19 protein-coding genes are annotated in these 19,062 nt (G+C 71.5%); 8 read left to right on the forward strand and 11 right to left on the reverse strand.

Annotation, left to right across the window (positions count from 1 at the left end):
* Position 1: 1 nt before the first annotated feature.
* Positions 2 to 1,345 (forward strand): nitrate/nitrite transporter, encoded by a 1,344-nt coding sequence (locus IE269_RS16660; RefSeq protein ID WP_189823727.1) that lies wholly within the window; start codon positions 2 to 4, stop codon positions 1,343 to 1,345.
* Between the two features lie 6 nt (positions 1,346 to 1,351).
* On the opposite strand, the gene IE269_RS16665 is transcribed toward IE269_RS16660, so the two are convergent.
* The 3 genes from IE269_RS16665 to def form a co-directional block, all read right to left on the reverse strand.
* Complete coding sequence (locus IE269_RS16665) at positions 1,352 to 2,152, reverse strand: hypothetical protein (RefSeq protein WP_189823728.1); 801 nt, start codon at positions 2,150 to 2,152, stop codon at positions 1,352 to 1,354.
* A 165-nt stretch (positions 2,153 to 2,317) separates the two neighbouring features.
* Positions 2,318 to 3,340: a YihY/virulence factor BrkB family protein gene (locus IE269_RS16670; protein ID WP_189823729.1), complete on the reverse strand. Its 1,023-nt coding sequence runs from the start codon at positions 3,338 to 3,340 to the stop codon at positions 2,318 to 2,320.
* Between the two features lie 90 nt (positions 3,341 to 3,430).
* The gene (def, locus tag IE269_RS16675; RefSeq protein ID WP_189823730.1) at positions 3,431 to 4,084 is read right to left on the reverse strand and encodes a peptide deformylase; all 654 of its coding nucleotides are present in this window, start codon (positions 4,082 to 4,084) and stop codon (positions 3,431 to 3,433) included.
* Positions 4,085 to 4,162: 78 nt separating this feature from the next.
* Here def and IE269_RS16680 point away from each other — a divergent pair, with 78 nt between their 5' ends.
* Positions 4,163 to 4,684, forward strand: a complete 522-nt coding sequence (locus IE269_RS16680; protein WP_438817562.1) for a winged helix-turn-helix domain-containing protein — start codon at positions 4,163 to 4,165, stop codon at positions 4,682 to 4,684.
* Here IE269_RS16680 and IE269_RS16685 read toward each other — a convergent pair.
* Entirely contained in the window at positions 4,666 to 4,941 is a 276-nt protein-coding gene (locus IE269_RS16685) for a DUF2399 domain-containing protein (RefSeq protein WP_229897767.1), read from the reverse strand. The genes IE269_RS16680 and IE269_RS16685 overlap by 19 nt on opposite strands.
* Positions 4,942 to 5,117: 176 nt before the next feature.
* Here IE269_RS16685 and IE269_RS16690 point away from each other — a divergent pair, with 176 nt between their 5' ends.
* The gene (locus IE269_RS16690; RefSeq protein WP_189823732.1) at positions 5,118 to 5,279 is read left to right on the forward strand and encodes a hypothetical protein; all 162 of its coding nucleotides are present in this window, start codon (positions 5,118 to 5,120) and stop codon (positions 5,277 to 5,279) included.
* Between the two features lie 19 nt (positions 5,280 to 5,298).
* On the opposite strand, the gene IE269_RS16695 is transcribed toward IE269_RS16690, so the two are convergent.
* Positions 5,299 to 6,387: a mandelate racemase/muconate lactonizing enzyme family protein gene (locus IE269_RS16695; protein ID WP_438817563.1), complete on the reverse strand. Its 1,089-nt coding sequence runs from the start codon at positions 6,385 to 6,387 to the stop codon at positions 5,299 to 5,301.
* Positions 6,388 to 6,495: 108 nt separating this feature from the next.
* Between IE269_RS16695 and IE269_RS16700 the strand changes: the two genes are divergently transcribed.
* The gene (locus tag IE269_RS16700) at positions 6,496 to 6,819 is read left to right on the forward strand and encodes an L-rhamnose mutarotase (protein ID WP_189823733.1); all 324 of its coding nucleotides are present in this window, start codon (positions 6,496 to 6,498) and stop codon (positions 6,817 to 6,819) included.
* Positions 6,820 to 6,858: 39 nt separating this feature from the next.
* The gene (locus IE269_RS16705) at positions 6,859 to 7,521 is read left to right on the forward strand and encodes a GntR family transcriptional regulator (protein WP_189823734.1); all 663 of its coding nucleotides are present in this window, start codon (positions 6,859 to 6,861) and stop codon (positions 7,519 to 7,521) included.
* A gap of 12 nt (positions 7,522 to 7,533) precedes the next feature.
* On the opposite strand, the gene IE269_RS16710 is transcribed toward IE269_RS16705, so the two are convergent.
* The 6 genes from IE269_RS16710 to IE269_RS16735 all read right to left on the reverse strand — a co-directional run bounded on the left by IE269_RS16710 (position 7,534) and on the right by IE269_RS16735 (position 15,524).
* A complete protein-coding gene (locus tag IE269_RS16710; RefSeq protein WP_189823735.1) occupies positions 7,534 to 8,448 on the reverse strand; it encodes a carbohydrate kinase family protein in 915 nt (304 codons plus the stop codon).
* Positions 8,445 to 9,392 (reverse strand): pseudouridine-5'-phosphate glycosidase, encoded by a 948-nt coding sequence (locus IE269_RS16715; protein WP_189823736.1) that lies wholly within the window; start codon positions 9,390 to 9,392, stop codon positions 8,445 to 8,447. The genes IE269_RS16710 and IE269_RS16715 overlap by 4 nt, the downstream gene beginning before the upstream one ends.
* 52 nt (positions 9,393 to 9,444) lie before the next feature.
* Positions 9,445 to 11,946 (reverse strand): Hsp70 family protein, encoded by a 2,502-nt coding sequence (locus IE269_RS16720; protein ID WP_189823737.1) that lies wholly within the window; start codon positions 11,944 to 11,946, stop codon positions 9,445 to 9,447.
* 65 nt (positions 11,947 to 12,011) lie between these two features.
* On the reverse strand, positions 12,012 to 12,626 hold the full coding sequence (grpE, locus tag IE269_RS16725) for a nucleotide exchange factor GrpE (protein WP_189823738.1): 615 nt from the start codon (positions 12,624 to 12,626) through the stop codon (positions 12,012 to 12,014).
* Complete coding sequence (locus tag IE269_RS16730; protein WP_189823739.1) at positions 12,623 to 12,979, reverse strand: hypothetical protein; 357 nt, start codon at positions 12,977 to 12,979, stop codon at positions 12,623 to 12,625. Before IE269_RS16730 ends, grpE begins: the two co-directional genes overlap by 4 nt.
* A 7-nt stretch (positions 12,980 to 12,986) precedes the next feature.
* Entirely contained in the window at positions 12,987 to 15,524 is a 2,538-nt protein-coding gene (locus tag IE269_RS16735; RefSeq protein WP_189823740.1) for a hypothetical protein, read from the reverse strand.
* A 286-nt stretch (positions 15,525 to 15,810) separates the two neighbouring features.
* Here IE269_RS16735 and IE269_RS16740 point away from each other — a divergent pair, with 286 nt between their 5' ends.
* Genes IE269_RS16740 through IE269_RS16750 form a run of 3 tightly spaced genes read left to right on the forward strand, consistent with a single transcriptional unit; the run spans position 15,811 to position 18,955 of the window.
* On the forward strand, positions 15,811 to 17,142 hold the full coding sequence (locus IE269_RS16740; RefSeq protein ID WP_189823741.1) for an extracellular solute-binding protein: 1,332 nt from the start codon (positions 15,811 to 15,813) through the stop codon (positions 17,140 to 17,142).
* Positions 17,142 to 18,095: a carbohydrate ABC transporter permease gene (locus tag IE269_RS16745; RefSeq protein ID WP_189823742.1), complete on the forward strand. Its 954-nt coding sequence runs from the start codon at positions 17,142 to 17,144 to the stop codon at positions 18,093 to 18,095. The genes IE269_RS16740 and IE269_RS16745 overlap by 1 nt, the downstream gene beginning before the upstream one ends.
* On the forward strand, positions 18,092 to 18,955 hold the full coding sequence (locus tag IE269_RS16750; protein WP_189823743.1) for a carbohydrate ABC transporter permease: 864 nt from the start codon (positions 18,092 to 18,094) through the stop codon (positions 18,953 to 18,955). The genes IE269_RS16745 and IE269_RS16750 overlap by 4 nt, the downstream gene beginning before the upstream one ends.
* Positions 18,956 to 19,062 lie beyond the last annotated feature (107 nt).

Here is a 19,062-nt window from a genome sequence, read left to right on the forward strand (position 1 = left end):
CATGACGACCACCGTCCGCCCGCCCCAGCCCGCCGCCACCCGCCCGCCCCTCGACCGGTGGAACCCCGAGGACCCCGTCTTCTGGGCCGAGACCGGAGCCAAGGTCGCCCGCCGCAACCTGATCTTCTCGGTCCTCTCCGAGCACATCGGCTTCTCGGTGTGGAGCCTGTGGTCGGTCCTGGTCCTCTTCCTCGGCCCCGAGTACGGCATCGACCCGGCCGGAAAGTTCGTGCTGACCGCCGTCCCCACCCTCTTCGGCGCGGCGCTGCGGCTCCCGTACACCTTCGCCGTGGCGATCTTCGGCGGCCGCAACTGGACCGTCATCACCGCCCTCGCCCTCCTCCTCCCCACCCTCCTCACCGCGTACGTCCTGGAACCCGGCGTTTCCTATACGACCCTGCTGTGCGTGGCGGCCGTCGCGGGCATCGGCGGCGGCAACTTCGCCTCCTCGATGGCCAACATCAACGCCTTCTACCCCCAGCACCTCAAGGGCCGGGCGCTCGGCATCAACGCGGGCGGCGGAAACCTCGGCGTCCCCGCCGTGCAGCTCCTCGGCCTGCTGGTGCTCGCCACGGCGGGCGCCGCGCACCCCCGGCTCGTACCGCTCGTCTACGTACCGCTGATCGTGCTCGCGGCGGTGGCCGCCGCCCTGCGCATGGACAACCTGCCCGCGCTGCGCAACGACCGGGGCGCGCTGCGCGAGGCCGCCCGGCAGCCGCACACCTGGGTGATGTCGCTCCTCTACATCGGCACCTTCGGCTCCTTCATCGGCTTCGGCTTCGCCTTCGGGCAGGTGCTGCTCGTGCAGTTCAAGGCCGACTTCCCGACGGCGGTCAGCGCCGCCTGCCTGACCTTCCTCGGACCGCTGCTCGGCTCGCTGATCCGGCCGGTCGGCGGGGCGCTGGCCGACCGCTGGGGCGGGGCGCGGGTCACCTTCTGGAACTTCGTGGCGATGGCGGCGGGCGCGCTGCTGGTGTTCGTGGCCTCGCAGGCCGGCTCGCTGCCGCTGTTCCTCACCGGGTTCGTCGCGCTGTTCGTCTTCTCGGGGCTCGGCAACGGGTCGACGTACAAGATGATCCCCGGCATCTTCCACGACAAGGCGGAACGCGAAAAGGCGGCGGGAGCGGATCCGGCCGAGGCCGGGAACCGCTCCCGCCGCCGGGCGAGTGCCGTGATCGGCATCGCGGGCGCGGTGGGCGCGCTGGGCGGGGTGCTGGTGAACATCGCGTTCCGGCAGGCCTTCCTCACGGAAGGCACCGGGGACGCGGCGTACCTGGCGTTCCTCGCGTACTACGTGCTGTGCCTGGTGATCACCTGGGGGGTGTACCTGCGGCGTCGTTCCTGACCCGGGTCAGCCCTGGTGGCTGCGGCGGCGGCGGCGCAGGACGGCGAAGCCCAGGCCGGCCGCACCGGCTGCGGCCAGACCGCCGCCCGCCGCGAGGAGGGCGGTGTCGGTCGCGGCGGAGGTGCCCGCGACATTGTCGGCACCGGCCTTCACGCCGCCCTTGGGGTAGACCTGCGGGGCAGGCTTGGTGGTGGGCTTGGCGTGGGGCTTCTGGTGGCCGCTGTGGTTCTGGTGGCCGTGGTGGTTGTGCTTGGCCGGCTTCGGCTTGTCCAGCGGGTCGTACCAGGAGACGACGTTGCCGTCGGAGGCGGCGAGGCTGATGTACATGCCGTCCTTCAGCCGGATCTGCGCGTCCTTGGAGCCGTCCGTGGTGAGGACCCGGGTGCTGCCGTCGCGCAGGGTGACCACGGCCTTGAAGGACTTGTCGCCGGTCCTGTAGATCTTGGCGACCGAGCCGTCCTCCAGCTTCTCGGAGCGTATGAAGGACGGCTGCGCGGGCTTGACGTCGGGCTTCTTCGTCTCGTCCGGCTTCTTGGTCTCGTCCTTGCCGGTGTCGGGCGTGGTGACCTTGTCCTTGTCGCCCGCCTCTTCCTTGGCGCGCTCGTTGTCACCGGCCGTGTGGTCGGCGTCGGGGCCCTCGCCCTTCTGGTTCTGGCCCGGGGTGGTGACCGTGTCGGTCGCGGCGGGGGCCGGGTTCTCGTACGTGCCCGTGTCGTCGGCGAACGCGGCGGCGGTCGGAAGGGCCAGGGCCGCAGCCACACCGGTGGCGACGGCGGCGGTACGGAAGGTGCTGCGGCTGATCTTCATGGGATGCGTACTCCACGTTCTTCGTGAGCCTCGTCGAGCGGTTGTCGCTCCGACACCCATGAAGTTACGGACCTCACATGTGGGTCATACGTAGGAAACGTAACGAAAATTACCAAATCGCCCATCGTGCATGTAACCGGGCTCACAGCCGCAGCGTGGCCCGCGCTACAGCTCTGCCTGGGCGGCCTGCTTCCGCTTCCGGTTCCGGCGCAGCCGGGCAGGCCACTTGCGGGTGTCGCGCGGTTCGACGTACGGCTCCTCCTCGGCCGGGAGCCCGCCGCTGATGGCGCGCTGCCGGGCCAGTTCCGCGTCGAACTCCAGCCCCAGCAGTACCGCCAGGTTCGACAGCCACAGCCACATCAGGAAGACGATCACGCCCGCGAGGGTTCCGTACGTCTTGTTGTACGAGCCGAAGTTCGCGACGTACAGCGCGAAGCCCCCGGAGGCCGCCAGCCACAGCACCACGGCCAGCACGCTCCCCGGGCTGATCCAGCGGAACCCGCGCCCGCGCACGTTGGGCGCCGACCAGAACAGCAGGGCAATCATCAGCACCACGAGCACCAGCAGTACCGGCCACTTCGCGACCGACCAGACCGTGACCGCCTCGCTGCCCAGCCCGATCGCCTCCCCGGCCCACTTCGCCAGGGACCCGGTGAAGACCACGATCACCGCGCTGGCCGCCAGCAGCACCATGAGCACCACCGTCAGCCCCACCCGCAACGGGGTCACCTTCCACACCGGCCGCCCCTCCGGCATGTCGTAGATCGCGTTCGAGGTCCGTATGAACGCGCCGACGTACCCCGACGCCGACCACAGCGCGGCGAGCAGACCCACGATCGCGATGACCCCGCTGGTGCCGCCACTGCCCTGGAGCTGCTGCACCGCCTGCGTGAGGATGTCCTTCACGGCGCCGGGCGCGAGGCTGCGGACGTTGTCCAGCACGGTCTTCGTGGCGGACTCGCCGACCACCCCGAGCAGCGAGACCAGCACCAGCATGGCCGGGAAGACCGAGAGCACGCCGTAGTACGTCAGCGAGGCGGCCCGGTCCGGCAGCTCGTCCTCCAGGAACTCCTTGCCGGTGCGCTTGAGCACGGCCCACCAGGAACGGCGGGGCAGATCGGTGGGACCCTTCGGCTCCGCCACGGGCTCTTCATCTGCGCCGGCGGGATTCTCATGGCTGCCTGTCATGCCGTGCCGGGTACCCCTGAAGCGCCCCCTGACCCGCAGGATCAAGGCTCCGCCGGACCGGACCGGCCCGCCCACCCGCTCCACGCACGCCTACTTGCCCAGCCGCTCCGCATGCGCCGCCCGCCGTGCGAACGTCCGCTCCCGGGCCTCCTCCATCTCCCGGAGCGCGGACTTCCGATCCCGCTGCGCCAGCCGGTCCAGGCAGAGCCGCCCGTTCAGATGATCCGTCTCGTGCTGGAGGCACCGCGCGAAGTACCCCCGCCCCTCCACCACGAGCGGCTTCCCCTCCTGGTCCCGCCCCCGTACGACGGCCCGGTCCAGCCGCGGCACCGTCCGGTACGGCCCGGGCACCGACAGGCACCCCTCCGACTCCTCGATCAGCACCCGTTCCTCCGCCGGAACCTCGTCCAGCACGGGATTGACGATGTGCCCGACATGCCGCACACCCCAGTCGTCCGTGATGTCCCAGACAAAGACCCGCAGGTCAACCCCTACCTGATTGGCTGCGAGGCCCGCCCCCTCCGCCACCAGATTCGTCGCGAACATGTCGTCGACCAGTCGCGCCAGCTCCGGCGTCCCGAACTCCACGACCTCCCGGCACCGCTGCCGCAGGACCTCCTCCCCGACGACGGTGATCCGTCGCACCGCGCCCCGCTCGGCCTCGGGCCCGATCCGCGGATACGACGCGACGGGCTCGCCCTGCACCCGCACCCGATGGTCCTGCACGCTCTCCCCGAACCCCATGCCTGGCACCCCTCCTCCTGTGCGCCGACCCGCGCGGCCGGCTTGCCGAATGCTTTGCAAAGTAGCACCCTTTGCAAAGTGCCCGACGAAATCCAGCAATCCGACGAAAGCCCACGCTCCGGCGCGGGCCGACCTCCCACCGCCCACGACCGCCTCCGCCACGCGACCCCCCTCCCACGCGCCCCCAAGACCCTCCCCGACCACCCCCTGCGCATCGCACTCCTCGACCTGCTCGCCGAGGTCGGCACGCTCACCTCCACCCAGGCGGCCGTCCGCCTCGGCGAGAGCTCCGGCCTCTGCTCCTTCCACCTGCGCCAGCTCGCCCGCCACGGGCTGATCGAGGAGGCCCCGCACAAGGGCGGCCGCGCCAGGCCGTGGCGCCTGCGCTGGGAGTCCGACGAGGTCCCCGCGCTGGCCCAGGACACCCCTCTCCAGGCGGTGGTCCACCTGACCCCCCAGGAATCCGCCGAACTGACGGCCGCCGTACGAGCCCTCCTCACCCCCTTCCAGAACCGCACCCCGTCCCCGGCCACCACCCCGACGACGGTGAGCATCGACCCGCACGCCCTGCCCCAGGAAAGTCAGGTCCGCCCCGGCTGACCGAGATCCGCAAACAGGTCCGCACTCACGGACTCCTCCTCCACCCGGAGCCCGACCTCCTCAAGTGCCCGGCGCAGCTCCGGGTCCCACGGGGCGTCGGCCGACGTGCCCGTCAGTGCGGTGGAGCCCGGGTGACGGGCGGCGGCCGCGCGGTAGTCGGAGGCGGTGAACCGCCACGGCTGCCACGGGACGTGCCGCAGCAGGTGGGTGGCGATGCGCAGGCCGCCCCAGTCGAAGTCGCCGTGGTAGTGGAGCACTGCGCAAACGCCTGGGCGGCGGCCCGCAGGACCGCGCAAGGTGGACCGGATTCGTACTGGCCCACCCCGCATGCGAACCGGAGACGGTACGGGCACTGCCGGCTTGGACGGCACTGGGTACGAGCGCCCCCTATGCGGAGGGTGAGAGCCGGCCCAGACGGGTGCATCCGCTCGTGATGGCCGAGGTGCGTGCCTCGCTCCTCACGGACGAGGCATGGGAGCGGCTCACGCACGCGCCCATCGGGAACTCCGGACCCGCCGCATGGCAGAGGCTGGGTGACGTCCTCGACGCGGCAGCACAAGGAGCCGCCTGGCCCAAGCCACCTGCCGCGCGCTGACGGCATCACGGGTGGCCGATCACGCCACCCGCAGATCCTCGATCGCGTCCTCGTCCCACTCGATGCCCAGCCCCGGGGCCTCGGGCGGGACGACGCACCCGTCCTCGATCCGCAGCTCGCTCCGGGTGATCGCCCCCAGCTGGGGGATGTGCTCGACATACATCCCGGCGGGGACCGCGCAGGCGAGGCTCGCGTGCAGTTCCATCAGGAAGTGCGGGGCGACCTTGACGTTGAAGGCCTCCGCCGCGTGGGCGATCTTCAGCCAGGGGGTGATGCCGCCGACCCGCGCGACGTCGGCCTGTACGATCCCGGCCGCACCCGCCGACAGGTACGCGGCGAAGTGGCCCGCGCTGTACATGGACTCGCCGACCGCGACGGGGATCGTCGTGGACCGGGCGAGCCGCAGATGCCCGTCGACGTCCTCCGCAGGCAGGGGCTCCTCGAACCAGGCGAGGTCGTACGGCTCGAAGAGCCGGGCCCGGCGGATCGCCTCCGCCCCGGTCAGCGACTGATTCGCGTCCACCATCAGCTCGAACCCGGGCCCGACGGCCTCCCGTACGGCAGCCAGCCGCGCGGCGTCCTCGGCCCCCGACGGCTTGCCCACCTTCAGCTTCGCCCCCCGAAGTCCCTTGCGCTGAGCGGCGGTTACGTTCTCGACGAGCTCGGCCCCGCTGAGGTGCAGCCAGCCGCCCTCCGTGTCGTACACCGGGAGCCGCTCGTGCGCCCCGCCCGCCAGCCGCCACAACGGCTCGCCCGCGCGCAGACACCGCAGGTCCCACAGCGCGGTGTCGACGGCGGCCAGCGCGAGCGAGGTGAGCACCCCGAAGGCGGTGGCCCGGGTGGCGTACAGCATCCGCGTCCAGAGCGCCTCCACATTTCGCGCATCCTGCCCGACGACGACCTCGGCGAGGTGGTCCCGGAGCAGTGCGACAACGGAGGAGCCACCGGTGCCGATCGTGTAGGAATAGCCGACCCCGGTGAGCCCGTCATCCGTGGACACGGTCACCAGCACGGTCTCCTGCCGCACAAAGGTCTGCACGGCATCGGTCCGCAGGACCTCGGGCTCGATGTGCACCATCCGGACATCCACGCCGACGATCTTGGACACGCTGCCTCCCGGGCGAACTCGTTCAACTCACCTGCACATGAGGGGAATCAGCCAAGACTCTCTCCTCGTCACGGGATTTCCTATAGCTTTCGCGCAGGAGGTGATCCCATGCAGCGGATCGCGCAGGTCATCCGGGTCAGGCCCGAAAAGCTCGCGGAGTACGTGGAGTTGCACGCGGCCGTGCCCGAGCCCGTGCTCGCCCGGCTGCGCGCCAGCCACATCGCCAACTACTCGATCCATCTGCTGGGCGACCGGCTCTTCAGCTACTTCGAGTACCACGGCGACGACCTCGCCGCCGATCTCGCGGTGATGGCCGACGACCCGGCCACCCAGGAGTGGTGGAAGCTGACCGACCCCTGCCAGGAACGGGTGCCGGAAGCGCGTGACGGAGAGTGGTGGGCGGCCGCGGAGCAGGTATTTCTCATGGAATGAGCGGATTCGGGGCCGTCGACTGCCCCTAGAATCGCGCCCATGAGCGAGCGTCAAGTACTGGCCGACAGCGTCTACGAAGCCGCCAAGGCCATGGTCATGGACCACGAAATAGAGCCTGGCGCCCGCGTCGGCATCGACTCCCTCGCCCGCACGCTCCGGGTCTCGCCCACCCCGGTGCGCGAGGCCCTGGCCCGCCTGGAGTCGGACGGCCTGGTCACCAAACGCTCCCTGGCCGGCTACCGGGCCACCGAACTCCTCACCCCGCAGGGCCTGGAGGAGCTCTTCGAGATGCGCCTCCTGCTGGAGCCGCGGGCCGCCGCCCTCGCGGCCGAGAACGCCACGGACGCCCAGCTCGACACCATGGAGAGCCTGGCCGAGCAGATGCGGGGCGTGCCCGAGTCGGGTGAACGCTTCGCGGTCTTCCGCGAGTTCGTCGCCCTCGACCAGCGCTTCCACGACACGGTCGCGGCGGCGGCCCACCGCCCGCTGCTCGCGGACGCCGTCGAACGTCTCCACTCCCACCTGCACCTCTTCCGCCTCGCGAGCATCCCGGGCGCGGGCCCGCAGACCCTGGCGGAACACGACAGGATCCTGCGGGCCGTACTGCGCCGCAGCCCGGAGCGGGCGGCCGAAGCCATGACCGAGCACCTCACCAGAAGCCTGGAACGCCAGCGCGGGAGGCAACACCCTCGCGCCAGTTGAGCCCCCCTCGCTTCACGCCGGACGTGCGCCCACCCTCACGACCGCTTCCGCACCCGAGCGGCAGGCCGCCGCAGCCGCCTCCGTGTCGGACGCCCCGGCGAGGCGTGCGGCGAGGAATCCGCCGGTGAAGGCGTCGCCCGCGCCCGTCGAGTCGACCGGGGCGCGGACCGGGACGGCGGCAACCCGGGAGATCACTGTTCCGGAGGCGGCCAGGAGCGCGCCGCGCTCGCCGAGAGTGACCGCGACCGTGGGGATGCGACGGCTCAACTCGGCTGCCGCTTCGGCAGGTTCCGGAAGGCCGGTCAGCAGGCGGGCCTCGTCGGCGTTGGGCAGAAGGAGGTCCACGTTCTCGACGGCGGCCAGGAAGCGGTCGACGCCCAGTTCGGCGAGGAAGCCGGCGGAGGCGGGGTCCACGCTCGTCGGGATGCCCCGGCGGCGGGCCTCCCGCAGGGCGAGGAGGGCGGTGGCCCGGCTGGCGGGGGCGAAGAGGAGGTAGCCGGAGACGTGCAGGTGGCCGATGCCGTCGAGGAGGGAGGGCGTCCAGTCGGCGGGGGAGAGGCGCAGGGCCGCGCCGCTGTCGGTGAGGAAGGTGCGCTCGGCGTCGGCGTCGACGAGCGCGACCACGGTGGCGGTCGGCGCATCCTCGTCGACGGCGAGCTCCGCCCGTACCCCGGCGCGGTGCAGGACGTCCCGGTGCCAGGCGGCGGAGTCGGCGCCGACGCGGGCGAGCAGGCGCACGTCGCGGCAGCCCCGACGCGCCGCCCAGCAGGCGACGTTCGCCCCGGCCCCGCCGGGCAGCGTGCGGATGCGGGCCGCCGTGTCCGTACCCCGGGCGGGCGCCGTGGTGTGCCGTACGACCACGTCCGTGACGACGTCCCCGACGACGAGCAGGCCGCCACCACTCACCGCACCACCACTGCCACTCACCGCGCCGCCGCCACCGCTGTCGCGATCCGGGCGGCCAGTGCCACGTTTCCGCGCACCGCCGCCAGGTTGGCCTCCAGCGATGCCCCCGCCGTGTGCCGCATCAGGTGGTCGAGCAGGAACGGTGTGACGGCCTGGCCCGCGATGCCCTTCTCCCGGCACGCTTCGAGCGCTTCGGCCAGTACCCGGTCGTGGAGCTCCGGGTCCAACTGGGCCGCCTCCGGTACGGGGTTGGCGACGATCAGCGCCGACTCCGGGCCGCCGAGCGCCTCCCGGGCCCGCATCACCTCCGCGACGTCCTCGGGGGTGCGCACCGTCCAGTCGACGGGCTCGCCCGAGGACGTGAGGTAGAAGCCGGGGAAGTGCGCGGTGCCGTAGCCGAGCACGCCGACGCCGAGTGTCTCCAGGCGCTGGAGCGTGGCCGGAACGTCCAGGATCGACTTCACCCCGGCGCAGACCACGGTGATGCCGGTACGTGCGAGCAGCCGCAGGTCCGCCGACTCGTCCTGGGTCTCGGTCCACTCGCGGTGTACGCCGCCGAGGCCCCCGGTCGCGAACACCCGCAGCCCCGCCCGGGCGGCCAGGAACGCCGTGGCGGACACCGTCGTCGCGCCGCTCGCTCCCGCCGCCAGTGCGGGCGCGAGGTCCCGGTGGCCCAGCTTCCGTATCTCCGGGTCGTCGGCGACCCTCGTCAACTCCCCTTCGCGCAGGCCGACATGGGCGCGTCCGTCCAGTACGGCGATGGTGGCCGGGACGGCCCCCGCGGAACGTACGAGTTCCTCCAGCTCCAGGGCGACCCGGAGATTGCGGGGGCGCGGCAGACCGTGCGCGATGATCGTCGATTCGAGGGCGACGACGGGCCGGCGGGCGGCGAGAGCGTCCCGCACCTCGGCGGAGAGCGAAGCTTCGTACCGTCGGTTGCCGTCCGTGGGTGTGTTGGATGCCATGCCCCATCCCTGGCGCGCGTGGGGCGGGCGCAAACCACCGGTGCGCCCGCCGTCAGCCCCCGACCCCCTCCGGGCGGACGGTCTGGCGTTCCGGGGTGTCCTGTTGTTGGAGTTCGCGGGAGGCCTCCTTGTGGAGGTCGGCCATGCGGGAGAGGGTCGCGTCGCGGGTGGCCGTGTCGTTGGCCGCGGCGGCGTCCTTCAGTTGGGCGGCGAGGTCGAGGACGCGGCGGGCCAGGGCCGAGGAGAGGCGGCCCTGGGAGGCGGAGGCGATGGCGGAGAGGGCGCGGTAGAGGTCGTAGCCGAGGCGGTCCTTGAGGGCGATGACCTCTTCGGCCACGGCGTACGCGCCCGGGAGGTCGCCGTCCTTGCGGAGGGAGCGGATCTCGGCGTTGTTGCGGCGCATGGACTCGAGGTCGTCGGTGGACATCAGGTGGGGGACGTAGCGGGGGTAGAGCGCGGAGAGGGCGGAGGCCCAGCGGACCGTGTCCTGCTGCTCGCGGCGGCGGCGGGCGTCGTCCAGGAGGTGGTCGAGGGTGCCGCTGGTGCTGCCGCCGGCGAGGAGGGCGCGCAGGCGGTTCTCTGTTTCTTCGAGCTGGGCGACCTCGGCGGGTTCGAGTTCGTGCTGCCAGTTGGCGAGGTAGGTGACGTAGTCGCGGTGGACGTTCAGGACGCGGCCGCGGAACTTGCTGGTCAGGGGGTTGCGGTTGAGTTTGACCGCATGCCATTCGGCGTTGTCGATGCGGAATTCCAGGTCGATGATGCGGTCGCTGTTCAGACGGGCCCGGATGACGAGGGAGCGGGTGCCCGTGATGTCCTCTTCGATTTCGTAGGTGTGGCTGGCGCACAGGTCGTTGAGGTGGGCGGGCTGCTGGTCGCCCTCGCGGAGGAGGATTTCCAGCATGTCGCCCTTGCGGCCGGTCAGCTGGAAGTCCTTGACGTGCCAGTCGGTGGGGTAGGACTCGCCGGCCTCGACGAGGACGCGGAGGGTTCCGTCTTTTTGCTGGATCCCGAAGGGGAGGGCTGTCACTTCGAGCGGGGTGGAGACGGCGAATTCCTTGTCGCAGTGCGAGCAGGCGCTCAGACCTGCGGAGTTGACCATTCCGCAGCTCGGGCACTTGAGGCCCGCGAAACCGGGGAGCGGCTCTTCGCAGAGGGAGCAGAGCATCGCGGCGGCCGGGTTCTCCTCGCCGCACTGTGAGCATTCGACGACGGTGGCCTTGACGGGGGGCGGAGTGAGGGCGGACAGGTCCGTCGTGCAGACCGGGCAGGTGGTGCTTCCGGCGGGGGCCGGGACGTGGCAGACCGGGCAGTCGACGGTCGCCGCGCCGACGAGCGGGGCCGCGCAGCCGGTGCAGGTGTCGGCCTCGATCGGGTTGACCGCGTGGCAGCCCGGGCAGGTCAGCTCCTCCAGGATCGCCGACTGCACCGCCGCGCCCAGGGCCACGCAGTGCATGGGGTCGATGTCCGTACGCAGGCGCTCCTCGCCGAAGATCGCGGCCAGGTTCTCCCGTACGAGAGGAATCGAGCTGGAACCACCCACCAGCAGCACCTGCTCGACGTCCTCCGGGAGGTGGTCGATACGGGTGAGGGCCTGGGTGGTGTGGTCGACGGTCGCGGCGATCGGCGTCGCGATCAGGGCTTCCAGGACGGGACGGTCCACCCGCTGTTCGAGGGTCGCGCCCTGTGTGCCGAGGGGGGAGACGGTGACGTCCGTGGCGTCTGCCTGGGAGAGGCGGATCTTGGCCTGCTCGGCGGCCCGGCGCAGGCGGTGGCCGTCGGTGGGGGCGGGGACGTAGTTCTGCGGGTTCTTGTCCTTCTGCCAGCGTTCCTTGAGGCGGGCGGCGAGCAGGTCGTCGAAGTCCGTGCCGCCCAGCAGGTTGTCGCCGCCCAGCGACATGACGTCGAGATAGCCGGGCGCGGTGTTGAGGACGGAGACGTCGAAGGTGCCGCCGCCCAGGTCGTACACGACGAAGGTGGCGGGGGCCGCGTCCTGAGGGCGGGTCAGGCCGTGGGCCAGGGCCGCCGAGGTCGGCTCGACCAGGACGCGTACGACATGCAGGCCCGCCAGCTCGCCCGCCGCCCGGGTCGCCGCGAGCTGCCGTTCGCCGAAGTAGGCGGGCGCGGTGATCACAGCCCGGTCGAAGACGACCCCGAGCCGGGACTCCACGTCCGTCTTGAGGCGGCGCAGGATGATCGCGGAGATCTGTACGGGCGTGTACTGGTGCGGGCCGAGGCGGATCAGGATGCCGCCGTCGCCGCCCTCGCCGAAGTGCGCGGCCGCGTCGCCCATGCGGGCCAGCGCCTCCTGCACGGCGGGCTCGCCGAACTTCCGGCCCATGAAGCGCTTCACCGAGGTGACGACCCTGCCGGGGTCCCGGTCCAGCCAGCGCAGTGCCTCCTGGCCCACGAGCAGGCCGCCGTCCTCGGTGACGCCGACCGCGGACGCCATGCTGAGCCGGTCGTTCGCGACGGGGAGCACCTCGGGGGCGCCGTTCTTCATCCAGGCGACCACGGAGTTGGTGGTGCCGAGGTCGATGCCGAGGGTTCTGTGCACGGTACGTACCTTCGCTTCCGCGGAGCCGGAGGGACCAGGGGCCGTAGGTAGGGGAAGACGGCGATTCAGGCGCGACGGTTGCGGCGCCTGCTTCGGGTGAGGCGCCGGAGCTGACGCCGGGGCGGCACGGGAGCCTTCGTCGGCGGTTCGGGAGCGGGGTCGGGCTCCGGGTCGGGGCCCGGCACGGCGACCACGACCAGGGCCTCGCGCAGCACCTCGTGGTCCGCGTAGAAGCCGGTCACCCGCTCCTCCAGGACCGTGTCGGCCGGCACGGAGGAGCGGGGCTCCCTGGCCACCACGTGCGAAATGCTCGGCACCGCCTTGCCGCCGACCAGGTCCATCGGCTCGACCCCCGCGGCGAGCAGGTGCTGGCGCAGGACGCGGTGCGCGGCCCCGATCTGCTCCTCCAGGAGTTCCGGCACGGGCTGCGTGGGGTTCGGGCCGTCCGCCTCGGTGCGCCGTACGGCGTCGGCCAGGATGTCGTCCACCTCCAGGAGGCCTTCGAGGAGGCTGCGCAGGGTGCGTTCCGCCGCGAGTCTCTTCTTCTCGAGGGCCTGGGCGCGGAACGTCAACTGCTTGATGCGGCGGTCCTGTTCGGGAGACGACGCGGCGGGGGTTTCCTCCGGTTCCGGCGAGGAGTGTTCGGAGGAGTGGTCCGAGGGGGACACGGGCACGGTCACGAATCACTCCTGGGGAACGGGCCGAAACGGTCGGGTTCGAGCATGACGAGGGGCAGGTCGTTCACCAGGTGGTACGCCACCGAATCGACGTGGGCGGTCAGTTCCTCCTCCGACAGCGCACCCAGCAACGGGGTGAGGAGGGCGGCCTTCAGCCTGCCGCTGGGCCGGGCGAGCGCGTTCGCCGCCCGCGAGACGTCGGCGCGGCGCTCCGGGTCGGCCATCCCCTTCAGCCGCGCCGCCCTGACCGCCTTGGCGTCGGCCCCGGGGGCGAGGCCGAGGAGGTCGTACGCGGTGGGGCCGAAAGGGGAGGCGGGGGCGGCCGGCGGGTCCGGGGGATTCGGGGGTGTCGTCATCGCGGGATCACGTGCCTTCGGGAGGGTCGACTTCGGGGATCTCTTCCTGAGCGGGCTTCACCGGTGATTCCCGTTCCTTCTGGATGGCCTTCTTCAGCCTCCGGGCGGTCTGGAAGTCCTTGGCCGCCGCCCGCTGGTCCCCGGCCCGGTGGTGCCGCGCGCCGCGCAGGTTGTGGGCGACCGCCAGGAAGTCGTGGAACTCCGCGAGGTCTCCCCGTACGCCCGTGCAGCGCTCCCCGAGCGCGATGATCTCGTCCAGCGCCCGCCGTTGCAGCAGCTTGCCCGCCAACAGAACCAGAACGTCGGGGAGTTCGGAGTTCTCCTCGAGCGGGTGGTACGAGAGCGACAACAGCAGGGTGTCCACGTACGTGCCAAGGCTCGCCTCGTCCAGGGCCGAGTACCGGCCCCGCTGGTCCCACAGCCCGCGGGCCACGTCCACCTCCGCGGACTCCCCGGAGAAACGCCGGTCCGGGACCCCGTCCAGGTGGGCGGCGGCCACCCGCATCTCGGTGAGCGCCTTGGCGCGGTCGCCCGTACGGGCGTTGTGCAGGGAGGACTGGTACGCGATGTTGGCGAGCAGCCAGGCCGCGGGCCGGACGCCGGGCGGGACCCCGCGGAGCAGCGACGGGTCCGGCTTCGGCGGCAGGGGAGGGATCGACGGTGCCTGGCTGCTGGGTGCGGCCGGTCCCCGCACCCGGGCCAGACCGTCCTTCGCCTGCCGGTCCCCGGGGGACAGTTCGAGCGCACGCCGGAAGCGCCGTTCGGCCTCCTCCCGGCGGCCCTTCTTCTCGGCCTGCTCGGCGAGGCGCAGGGAGACCGCGGTCAGGTTGCGCACCAACTCCGTGTGGCCGGGTGCCAGTTGCAGACCCCGCTCCAGGAAGCCCGCCTGCGCGTACTCGCCCTTGATCTGTCCCCGTACGGTCGCCCCCGCCCCCACGGCTGCCCGGCAGACGTCAGCGGCGTACCGGGACGTGTCCTGCCCCGCCTGCCGGGCCTGCTCGAAGTCCAGCAGCGCCTCCGACCAGCGCTTTCCCTTGGCGTACTCCTGGGCGCGCCGGACGAAGGCGGTGGCGAGGATCTTCTTGGCGGCGTCTCCCGTGTCACCGGACTCCCCGACGGCGCCGATCACCTCCTGGAAGCGCCCCTCCCGCAGCAGGGTCGCCAACACCGCCTCCGGGCCGAAGAATTCGGCCAGCTCCGGCGCCCCCGGGCCGGCGGACGGTCCCGCGAGAGAGATGCTCTCCCGGACCGACCCCATGCGCTGTTCCCAACTGGTGCTGATGGCCCCGACCTCGTCCAGATAGAGGGGCCCGCAGAAGAAGTCCGGGGCGGCAGGCGCGGGCGGGCCCGCCGGGGGAAGCCCCGCCCAGCAGCGCGCGGCCTCGCACTCCATCCGCCACCTCAGCTCCAGGGACGTGGCGGGGGAGTTCCCCCGCTCCCGGTCCCAGCCCTGGTACAGCTGAGTGAGTTGCGTACGCAGAGAATCGACGGCACTCGCCCAGACGTCGTCCGTGAACTCCTCACCGCACGCCTCCTGCACGGCGCTCCGGTAGCGGGGCGAGTGCAGTACGGCGGCCCAGCAGGCCATGCTGTGGCGGGTGGCCTCGGCGTGGGCGTCCTCGGTGAGCAGGGCGTCCGAGGTCAGCAGGCGCAGGGTGGCGACGCCGAGCCCATGGGCTGATTCGAGGTGGAACGGCCTGGCCTGCCAGATGCGGAGCCACAGGCGCCAGGCGCTCCGGTGGTCTGCGGACGCGGCGAGATGGCGTGCTGTGCGCGCGGCGTTCTGGCCGTACAGCTCGGACGCGTGGCCGTCGATGTCCCGGGCGGTGGGCCTGCCGACGCGTTCCCACTCGGTGAATCCGCCGCGTTTGAGCGCGTGATGGAGCGCGAGGGTGCACACGTGCTGCCGCGAGACGCGGTGCGAGGGAGGCAGTGGTGCGGCGCGAGTGCCGTAGGCGGGGAAGGCGCCGACGATCTCCGCGGTCTCCGAGGGATCGCCGGGCGCGAGGCTCCGCAGCAGGTCGCGCGCCGCCGAAGGGTCGTCGTCGTGCGACCAGGACCGCAGTACCTGTACGGCTTCGTCGGTCCGGCCGGTGAGGACGGCGGCCTGGGCGAGGTGGGTCAGGGCGACGTTGAGGCAGGGGAGGCAGCGGTGCGCCCCGTCGTCGCTGCGTACGCCGTGGGCGGTGCAGCAGCCCTGGTCGCACTGGCCGCAGCGGGACGCGGCGTCGGCCTGGCAGTCCGCCACCGAGCACAACCCCGTGACGGGGTGCGGCGATCGCGGGCCGTGCGGGGCGAGGGAGCGGCGGTACCAGTCGGCGCAGCGCTCCCAGCTCCGTACGCGGGCGGCGAGCGTTCCGTGGAGGGCCGCGTGTGCTGCCGCGAGGTGGGCGGGCACCGGTCCGCCCCGGTCGAGCAGCCGTAAGTAGCCCACGGCTGCGGCGAAGTCCTCGCGCGCGTACGCCTGGACGGCCATCCCGAAGGTCCTGGCGAAGGCTGCCTCGCCCTGCCCGTCCGCGCCGTCGTCGTTGTGCCGTGACGTCACTGTGCTCCCCCAACACAGGCAACAGATCAGCGCAGTTCAAGCCCGGGAGGCCTTGCTGAAGCAGACGGCACCCAGGGCTCTGCTCACGCACCGGCAGCATACGTGCTGACGTCGCGCGGAGTAAGAGCGATCTTCCTTGTGTGCGGCATGTCGAACGACGGTCGGGATTCCGGCGAATCTCTGCGCAACTCATTGACGCCCTCGGGCCGGGAACCTACGGTCCCGTTCGACGTGACGATCGCCATTCGACATACCGAACATGCATACCGAACATGAGGAGTGGGGCATGGGACGACCCACGCGCAGGAAGGCGCTCGCCGGGATCGGCGGGATCGCCGCCTCCGGAGCGCTCGTCGGCGGCGCCGCCGGGTGCGCGGCACCGCAGGCCGTAGGTGCGGGAAAGACCAGGCTCCGTTTCTGGCACCTCTTCGGCGGCGGCGACGGCATCAACATGCAGGGCATGCTCGACGCCTTCCGCGCCGCGCACCCGGAGATCGGCCTCCAGGCCGACACCCTCCAGTGGGGAGCGCCGTACTACACCAAGCTGGGCCTGGCCGGAGCGGGCGGCCGGGCCCCCGAGGTGGCGGCACTGCACCTCGCCAGGCTGGCCGGGTTCGCCCCCGGACGGCTGCTGGACCCCTTCGACCTCGGGCTGCTGCGCGAGTTCGGGGTGCGCCGGGAGGACTTCCCGGAAGGGATCTTCCGGCGCGGGGCGGTGGACGGCAAGCAGTACGCCGTACCCCTGGACACCCACCCCATGGTCCTCTTCTACAACACCGAGGTGTGCAGGAAGGCCGGGCTGCTCGACAGCGCGGGCAAGCTCCGACCCGTCGAAGGGGCCGGAGAGTTCACGGCTGCACTGCATGCCGTCAAGAAGGTCACCGGCCGGCCGCCCCTGGTCACCGAGACGCTCGGGGCCGGGGTGATCGGACCCTGGCGGCTGTTCTCCACGCTGTACTCGCAGACCGGCGGCAGCGTCCTGTCCCCGGACGGCAGGACCCTCGCGCTCGACGACGCCAAGGCTCTCGTCGCCCTGGAGTACATGCACATGCTCGTCGCCGAGGGCCTGGCGGTCCGCCGGGTCGACTACCCGGGCGCCGTGGGGGTGTTCAACAACGGGAAGACCGGTTTCTTCCTCAACGGCGAGTGGGAGATCAGCTCCTTCCTGGCCACCGGGCTGCCGTTCTCGGTGACCCGCGTGCCCAACCTCTTCGGCCGCGCCACCGCCCAGGCCGACTGCCACGCGTTCGTCCTGCCGCACCAGGCGGACCGCGGCGGGGACAGCAACCGGGCCGCGCACGCCTTCGTCGCGTGGATGCTCAGGAACAGCGTCGAGTGGGCGAAGGGCGGCCACGTCCCGGCCTATCTGCCCACCCTGAAGGACCCGGCCTACCTCAAGCTCACCCCGCAGTCGGAGTACCGGACGGTGATCGACGACGTCGTCCTCGACGAGCCGGCCTGGTTCGCCGGTTCCGCCTCCCCGCTGTGGATCGAACTGGGCGCGGTCTTCTCCGGGGTGCTCACCGGCTCCCGCACGCCCCGCAACGCGCTCGCCGAGGCCAAGACCCGGCTGCGGACCCTGCTCGACACCCGCAACCCGTTCGGAGGGAAGGCCTGATGACGGTCACTCAGGAAGTCCCGGTCCTGGCCGCCGGCCCTGCCCCGCTTGCCGCCCCGGCCGTCCGCGTCCGGCGCCACTGGTCCGAACACGGCCTCGTCTTCGTCGCGCCCTTCCTCCTCGTGTACGCGCTCTTCCTCCTCTGGCCGCTTCTCTCCGGCCTCGGCATGAGCGTGCGCAGCGAGAACATCGCCGGTACGGGGGCCGAGTTCGTCGGCCTCGACAACTACGCGGAGGCCATGGCCGACCCCGACGTATGGGCGTCGCTGGGGAACACCGTCTGGTTCACCGTCCTGTCGACCCTGCCGCTCGTGCTGGTCGGCCTGGTGCTGGCGCTGCTCGCGCACCATCTGCGGTTCGTGCAGTGGCTGTGGCGGCTGAGCTGGTTCGCACCGTTCCTGCTGCCGTCCGGGGTGGTGGGGCTCCTCTTCCTCTGGGTGATCTTCCCCTCGGACTTCGGCTTCGCCGACCAGGCGCTGGCCGCCGTCGGCCTCCACCCGGGCATCGGCTGGCTGACCGACGAGCGGTACGCGATGCTCTCCATCGTCCTCACCACCGTCTGGTGGACGGTCGGCTTCAACTTCCTGCTCTACCTGGCCGCGTTGCAGGCCATCCCCCAGCACCTGTACGAAGCGGCCGAACTGGACGGCGCGGGCCCCTGGCAGCGGCTGCGGCACATCACGCTCCCGATGCTCTCCCGTACCACCGGAGTGGTCGTCGTCCTCCAGGTGCTCGCCTCGCTGAAGGTCTTCGACCAGATCTACATCATGACCGGCGGCGGCCCCGACGAGTCCACCCGGCCGATCCTCCAGTACGTGTACGACGCCGGATTCACCGGATACCGCATCGGCTACGCCTCCGCCGTCTCCTACCTCTTCTTCGCCCTGATCCTGATCGTCTCCCTGGTGCAGCTGCGGCTGTCCCGGCGCAACCGCGAGGAGAACGCCCGATGAGCGCCACCGCACTGGAGGCCACGGCCGGCCGCAGACCCCGCTGGACCCCCGGGCGGGCCGCCCTGCTGGTCGTGGCCCTGGGACTCGTCGTGGTCTGGGTGCTGCCGATCGCCTGGGCCGTCGCCACCTCCCTCAAGCCCGAGGGCGAGACGACGAAGACCCCGCTGGAATGGGTCGCGTCCAGGCTCACCTTCGACGCGTACCGCCAGGTCTTCCGGTCCGGCGACCTTGCCCAGTGGATGTTCAACTCCGCCTATATATCGGTCGTGACGACCCTGCTGACCGTCGTGCTGTGCGCGATGGCCGCCTACGGATTCGCCCGCACCGACTTCCAGGGCAGGAAGGTCCTGTACGGGCTCGTGCTCGCCGGGATCATGGTGCCGCCGCAGGTGCTGATCGCGCCGCTGTTCGCGGAGATGGTCTCGCTGGGTCTCGTCGACACGTACTGGGGGGTGATCCTGCCCCAAGTCGCCGTGCCCGCGATGGTGTTCATCCTGGTCAAGTTCTTTGAGGGCGTGCCGCGCGAGCTCGAAGAGGCCGCGTTCGTCGACGGCGCGGGACGCTGGCGGGTCTTCTGGACCGTCGTGATGCCGCTGTCGCGGCCCATCCTCGCCGCCGTCGCGATCTTCACCTTCATCTCGACGTGGAACAACTTCCTCTGGCCGTTCCTTGTGACCACCGACCCCGGCGGCATGATGCTGCCCGTCGGCCTGGTCAACGTCCAGTCCAGCTACGGCGTCCGGTACGCCCAGATGATGGCCTCCGTCGTCATCGCGGGTCTGCCCCTGCTGGTCGTGTTCGCCCTCTTCCAGCGGCAGATCGTGCGCGGAATCGCGCACACCGGTCTCGCCGGACAGTGACTGAACCACCGCTTCCACTGGCCGAGTTGTTGTCCGCGGACAACAGATCTGTTGTCCGCGGACAACAACTCCGTGGCCTCTGAACCTTGCCCATCAGCCCATCTCGT

Origin of the sequence: Streptomyces spiroverticillatus (genome assembly GCA_014650415.1) — a bacterium.
GTDB classification, from domain to species: Bacteria; Actinomycetota; Actinomycetes; order Streptomycetales; family Streptomycetaceae; genus Streptomyces; species Streptomyces spiroverticillatus.

Bases quoted from the DNA above. Each gene is read 5' to 3' on its own strand.
- IE269_RS16700 (WP_189823733.1), top strand. From the start codon at position 6,496: ATGCAGCGGATCGCGCAGGTCATCCGGGTCAGGCCCGAAAAGCTCGCG.
- IE269_RS16660 (WP_189823727.1), top strand. From the start codon at position 2: ATGACGACCACCGTCCGCCCGCCCCAGCCCGCCGCCACCCGCCCGCCC.
- def (WP_189823730.1), bottom strand. From the start codon at position 4,084: ATGGGGTTCGGGGAGAGCGTGCAGGACCATCGGGTGCGGGTGCAGGGC.
- IE269_RS16665 (WP_189823728.1), bottom strand. From the start codon at position 2,152: ATGAAGATCAGCCGCAGCACCTTCCGTACCGCCGCCGTCGCCACCGGT.
- IE269_RS16670 (WP_189823729.1), bottom strand. From the start codon at position 3,340: ATGACAGGCAGCCATGAGAATCCCGCCGGCGCAGATGAAGAGCCCGTG.
- IE269_RS16745 (WP_189823742.1), top strand. From the start codon at position 17,142: ATGACGGTCACTCAGGAAGTCCCGGTCCTGGCCGCCGGCCCTGCCCCG.
- IE269_RS16730 (WP_189823739.1), bottom strand. From the start codon at position 12,979: ATGACGACACCCCCGAATCCCCCGGACCCGCCGGCCGCCCCCGCCTCC.
- IE269_RS16740 (WP_189823741.1), top strand. From the start codon at position 15,811: ATGGGACGACCCACGCGCAGGAAGGCGCTCGCCGGGATCGGCGGGATC.
- IE269_RS16690 (WP_189823732.1), top strand. From the start codon at position 5,118: ATGGCCGAGGTGCGTGCCTCGCTCCTCACGGACGAGGCATGGGAGCGG.
- IE269_RS16750 (WP_189823743.1), top strand. From the start codon at position 18,092: ATGAGCGCCACCGCACTGGAGGCCACGGCCGGCCGCAGACCCCGCTGG.
- IE269_RS16705 (WP_189823734.1), top strand. From the start codon at position 6,859: ATGAGCGAGCGTCAAGTACTGGCCGACAGCGTCTACGAAGCCGCCAAG.
- IE269_RS16715 (WP_189823736.1), bottom strand. From the start codon at position 9,392: ATGGCATCCAACACACCCACGGACGGCAACCGACGGTACGAAGCTTCG.